The sequence below is a fragment of the Streptomyces sp. NPDC054840 genome, assembly GCF_053611065.1.
Genome location: NZ_JBSGZP010000570.1, coordinates 1 through 4931, shown reverse-complemented (window position 1 = coordinate 4931; position 4931 = coordinate 1). Strand labels below are relative to the sequence as shown.

Below are 4931 nucleotides of genomic sequence, written 5' to 3'. Positions count from 1 at the left end.
AGCTGGGGGAGGGTCCGGGCGGAGCCCGGTGCCCGGCCGAGCCGGGTTTCCTGGGGCTCCGCCCCCAGAGACCCCGCGCCTCGAACGCCGGCGAGGCTGGAGCCGGTCCGGCCGAGGCGGAAACGTGCCCGACGCAGTCGGGTGGGTGCGGCCGGCCGACGGGCTGGGTCGGCCGGGCGGGCCGAACCCCCGGGCAAGCCCGGTCAGACGGCTCGGCGGACCGTGTAGGCCGTGCCGGTCGGGCGGGGGGATTCGCCCATGTAGGTGTGGCCCCGCATCGCGCACCACGCCGGGATGTCCAGCCGGGCCACCTCGTCGTCGGAGACGACCGTGACGGTGCCGCCCACCGGGACCGTCACGATGGCCCGGGCCAGTTCGATCACCGGCTGGGGGCACCGCAGCCCTAGCGCGTCGAGCTCCAGGGAGTCCGCCACCGGAGCCACCGCCGGGGGCTCCGACACGCCGAGCCGTTCCCGTACGTCCGCCACCGCGCGCGGCAGCGCCTCCAGGAACGCGTTGACCTCCTCCGCGGGGGTGCCGGGCGGGAGGGACACCCGTACGTTGCCCTCCGACAGCACGCCCATCGCCCGCAGCACGTGACTGGGGGTCAGCGTGGAGCTCGTGCACGAGGAGCCCGAGGAGACCGAGAAGCCGGCCCGGTCCAGCTCGTGCAGCAGCGTCTCCCCGTCGACGTACAGACAGGAGAAGGTGACCAGGTGCGGCAGCCGCCGCTCCGGATCGCCCACCACCTCCACGTCCGGGACCAGCCGCACCACCCGCCGCCGGATACGGTCCACCAGGACCCGCAGCCGGGCCGCCTCCGCGTCCGCCTCGGCCCGTACGGCCCGCAGGGAAGCCGCCGCGGCCACGATCGCGGGCAGGTTCGTGAAACCGGGGGAGCGCCCCGACTCCCTCTCGTCCGCGGGGCCTTGGGGGGAGAAGCGCACGCCCTTGCGGACCGCCAGCAGGCCGACGCCGGGCGGGCCGCCCCATTTGTGCGCACTCGCGGCCAGGACGGACCAGGCGCCCTCCACCGGACCCCAGCCCAGCGACTGGGCCGCGTCCACCAGCAGCGGCACCCCGGCCGCCCCGCAGACCTCGGCGACCTGCGCCACCGGCTGGACGGTGCCCACCTCGTGGTTGGCCGACTGGAGGCAGGCGAGGGCGGTCTCCGGGACGAGCGCGTCCGCGTAGGCGGCGGGCGTCACCGCGCCCCACCGGTCCACCGGGACCTCGGTCACCGTCCCGCCGCGCGCCCCGTGCACCTCGGCCGCATGCAATACAGAACTGTGTTCGACCGCCGATACGACCAGATGACTTCCGACGCGCCGGCGCCCCGCGAGGACCCCCGCCACCCCCGTGTGAACCGCGTGCGTCCCCGAAGGAGTGAACACGAGCTCGTCGGCCCGGCATCCCACCGCCTCCGCGGCGGCCTCCCGCGCCGCGTCCAGCAACAGCCGGGCGCGCCTGCCCTCCCGGTACAGCCGGGCCGGATCGGCCCAGCCCTCGTCCAGGGAGGCCTGCAACGCCTGGCGGGCCACGGGGTGCAGGGGAGCGGCGGACGCGCTGTCGAAGTAGGGCATCCGGTCACGCTAACGCGGGACCCGGAGCGTTCGAGGTCAGGGGGCGTCAGATGGGCTCCGGAGCCCACCATTCAGGGCCATTCGAACCGTCCCCCGGACGGCGGATCCATCCCTTCGGGGACAGTAGCGGCGCGTTGGGCACCCTCCCCGCGCGACCCCAAATAGCGTCCAGTAGGGTTTGGTCCGCATAAACATCCAAACCCCTGCCTGCGTCAGGGCCGGCGACCGACCCGAACACGGCCGCGGCCGGCCGCGCGGGCCGAGACTCTCGGGAAGGCGCTACGTGAGTCCCTACGGCTCCGACCGCTCGCCGCGGCGCCCGATGCGGCGGAAGCTGCTGCAGGCGCTGACTGCGGGCGTGGTCCTGGCGACCGCCACTGGTTGCTCGTATACATGGAAAGACTTCCCCCGCCTCGGAATGCCGACTCCGGTAACCGAGGAGGCGCCGCGCATCCTCTCCCTGTGGCAGGGATCCTGGGCGGCCGCGCTGGTCACGGGCATCCTCGTGTGGGGCCTGATCATCTGGAGCGTCATCTTCCACCGGCGCAGCCGGACGAAGATCCAGGTCCCCGCGCAGACCCGGTACAACATGCCCATCGAGGCGCTGTACACCGTGGTCCCGCTCATCATCGTCTCGGTGCTCTTCTACTTCACCGCTCGTGACGAGTCGAAGCTCCTGGCCCTCAGCCCGAAGCCGCCGCACACGATCAACGTGATCGGCTTCCAGTGGAGCTGGGGATTCAACTACGTCGAGAACGTCGACGGAGACGGGGCGACCCCGAAGGCGGGCGCGGTCCCCAAGGAGCTCGCCTCCATCCCGGACCGCTTCACCAAGGACTTCCCGGCGGGCGCCGAGGGCGTCTACCAGAAGGGCGTCCCGGGCGACCGGAACCCCCAGACGGGCAACCCGGGTCCGACCCTGGTCCTCCCCAAGGGCGAGAAGGTCCGTTTCATCCTGTCGTCGAACGACGTGATCCACTCCTTCTGGGTGGTCCCGTTCCTGTTCAAGCAGGACGTCATTCCGGGCCACACCAACGTCTTCGAGGTCACCCCGTCCGAATACGGCACCTTCATGGGCAAGTGCGCCGAGCTCTGCGGTGTCGACCACTCCCGGATGCTCTTCAACGTCAAGGTGGTCTCGCCTGAGGACTACCGGGCGTACCTGAAGGATCTGGCGGAGAAGGGTCAGACCGGCTACCTCCCGGCCGGCATCCAGCAGACCGACCCGGCCCGGAATGCGGAAGTGAACAAACTGTGAGCATCCTCAACGAATCCCAGGGTGCCGCCGCCGACTCGTATGAGAACGAGCTGCCGGTACGGCGCAAGCAGCCGGGCAACGTGGTCGTGAAGTGGATGACCACGACCGACCACAAGACCATCGGCACGATGTACCTGGTCACGTCGTTCGTGTTCTTCATCATCGGCGGCGTGCTGGCGCTCTTCATGCGCGCCGAGCTGGCCCGTCCGGGCACGCAGATCATGTCGAACGAGCAGTTCAACCAGGCGTTCACCATGCATGGCACGATCATGCTGCTGATGTTCGCCACCCCGCTCTTCGCGGGCTTCGCCAACTGGATCATGCCGCTGCAGATCGGCGCGCCCGACGTGGCGTTCCCGCGGCTGAACATGTTCGCGTACTGGCTGTACCTCTTCGGCTCGACCATCGCGGTGGCCGGCTTCGTGACGCCGAACGGCGCCGCCGACTTCGGCTGGTTCGCCTACTCCCCGCTGTCGGACGCGGTCCGGTCGCCGGGCATCGGCGCCGACCTGTGGATCATGGGTCTGGCCTTCTCCGGCTTCGGCACGATCCTCGGCTCGGTCAACTTCATCACCACGATCATCTGCATGCGCGCCCCGGGCATGACGATGTTCCGCATGCCGATCTTCACCTGGAACGTGCTGCTGACCGGTGTCCTGGTCCTGCTCGCCTTCCCGGTGCTGGCCGCCGCGCTCTTCGCGCTGGAGGCCGACCGCAAGTTCGGTTCGCACATCTTCGACGCGGCCAACGGCGGCGCACTGCTGTGGCAGCACCTCTTCTGGTTCTTCGGACACCCAGAGGTGTACATCATCGCGCTGCCGTTCTTCGGAATCGTCTCCGAAATCATCCCGGTCTTCAGCCGTAAGCCGATGTTCGGCTACATCGGCCTGATCGCCGCGACGATCGCGATCGCCGGCCTTTCCGTGACCGTGTGGGCCCACCACATGTACGTCACCGGCGGTGTGCTGCTGCCGTTCTTCTCCTTCATGACCTTCCTGATCGCGGTACCGACCGGTGTGAAGTTCTTCAACTGGATCGGCACCATGTGGAAGGGCTCGCTGTCCTTCGAGACCCCGATGCTCTGGACGATCGGCTTCCTGGTCACCTTCACCTTCGGTGGTCTGACCGGCGTCATCCTGGCCTCGCCCCCGATGGACTTCCACGTCTCCGACTCGTACTTCGTCGTCGCGCACTTCCACTACGTCGTCTTCGGCACCGTGGTGTTCGCGATGTTCGCCGGCTTCCACTTCTGGTGGCCGAAGTTCACGGGCAAGATGCTGGACGAGCGCCTCGGCAAGATGACGTTCTGGACGCTGTTCATCGGCTTCCACGGCACCTTCCTGGTGCAGCACTGGCTGGGTGCCGAGGGCATGCCGCGTCGTTACGCGGACTACCTCGCCGCCGACGGTTTCACCGCGCTGAACACGATCTCGACGATCAGCTCGTTCGTGCTCGGCCTGTCGATGCTGCCGTTCATGTACAACGTCTGGAAGACCGCCAAGTACGGCAAGAGGGTCGAGGTCGACGACCCGTGGGGTTACGGCCGTTCGCTGGAGTGGGCGACGTCCTGCCCGCCGCCGCGGCACAACTTCCTCACCCTGCCGCGGATCCGTTCCGAGTCCCCGGCGTTCGACCTGCACCACCCTGAGATCTCGGCCCTCGACCACCTCGAGGACCACAGCGTCGCCGCCACAGCCGTCACCGGCGGCAAGGAGGCCGACAAGTGAAGATCCAGGGCAAGATGTTCCTCTGGCTCTCCTTCTTCATCCTGATCATGGCCGTCGTGTACGGCGTGTGGTCGAAGGAGCCCGTCGGTACCACCGCGCTCTTCCTGGCCTTCGGCCTGAGCGTCATGATCGGCTACTACCTGGCCTTCACGGCCAAGCGTGTCGACGAGATGGCCCAGGACAACCTGGAGGCCGACGTCGCCGACGAGGCGGGCGAGCTGGGGTTCTTCTCCCCGCACAGCTGGCAGCCGCTCTCGCTGGCCGTCGGAGGCGCCTTCGCCTTCATGGGCGTCGTCTTCGGCTGGTGGCTCATGTACTTCTCCGCTCCCCTGATCCTGATCGGTCTGTGGGGCTGGGTGTACG

At 68.8% G+C, this 4931-nt stretch carries 4 protein-coding genes; 3 read left to right on the top strand and 1 reads right to left on the bottom strand.

Annotation, left to right across the window (positions count from 1 at the left end; translation table 11 throughout):
* Nucleotides 1-203: 203 nt before the first annotated feature.
* Nucleotides 204-1583, bottom strand: a complete 1380-nt coding sequence (locus ACWGIU_RS29780; RefSeq protein ID WP_453710945.1) for an aminotransferase class V-fold PLP-dependent enzyme — start codon at nt 1581-1583, stop codon at nt 204-206.
* Nucleotides 1584-1866: 283 nt separating this feature from the next.
* Between ACWGIU_RS29780 and ctaC the strand changes: the two genes are divergently transcribed.
* The 3 genes from ctaC to ACWGIU_RS29765 form a co-directional block, all read left to right on the top strand.
* On the top strand, nt 1867-2841 hold the full coding sequence (gene ctaC / locus ACWGIU_RS29775) for an aa3-type cytochrome oxidase subunit II (RefSeq protein ID WP_453710943.1): 975 nt from the start codon (nt 1867-1869) through the stop codon (nt 2839-2841).
* The gene (gene ctaD / locus ACWGIU_RS29770; protein WP_453710941.1) at nt 2838-4568 is read left to right on the top strand and encodes an aa3-type cytochrome oxidase subunit I; all 1731 of its coding nucleotides are present in this window, start codon (nt 2838-2840) and stop codon (nt 4566-4568) included. Before ctaC ends, ctaD begins: the two co-directional genes overlap by 4 nt.
* A partial coding sequence (locus ACWGIU_RS29765) for a cytochrome c oxidase subunit 4 (protein ID WP_453710939.1) occupies nt 4565-4931 on the top strand: 367 nt, incomplete at its 3' end. The genes ctaD and ACWGIU_RS29765, both read left to right, overlap by 4 nt.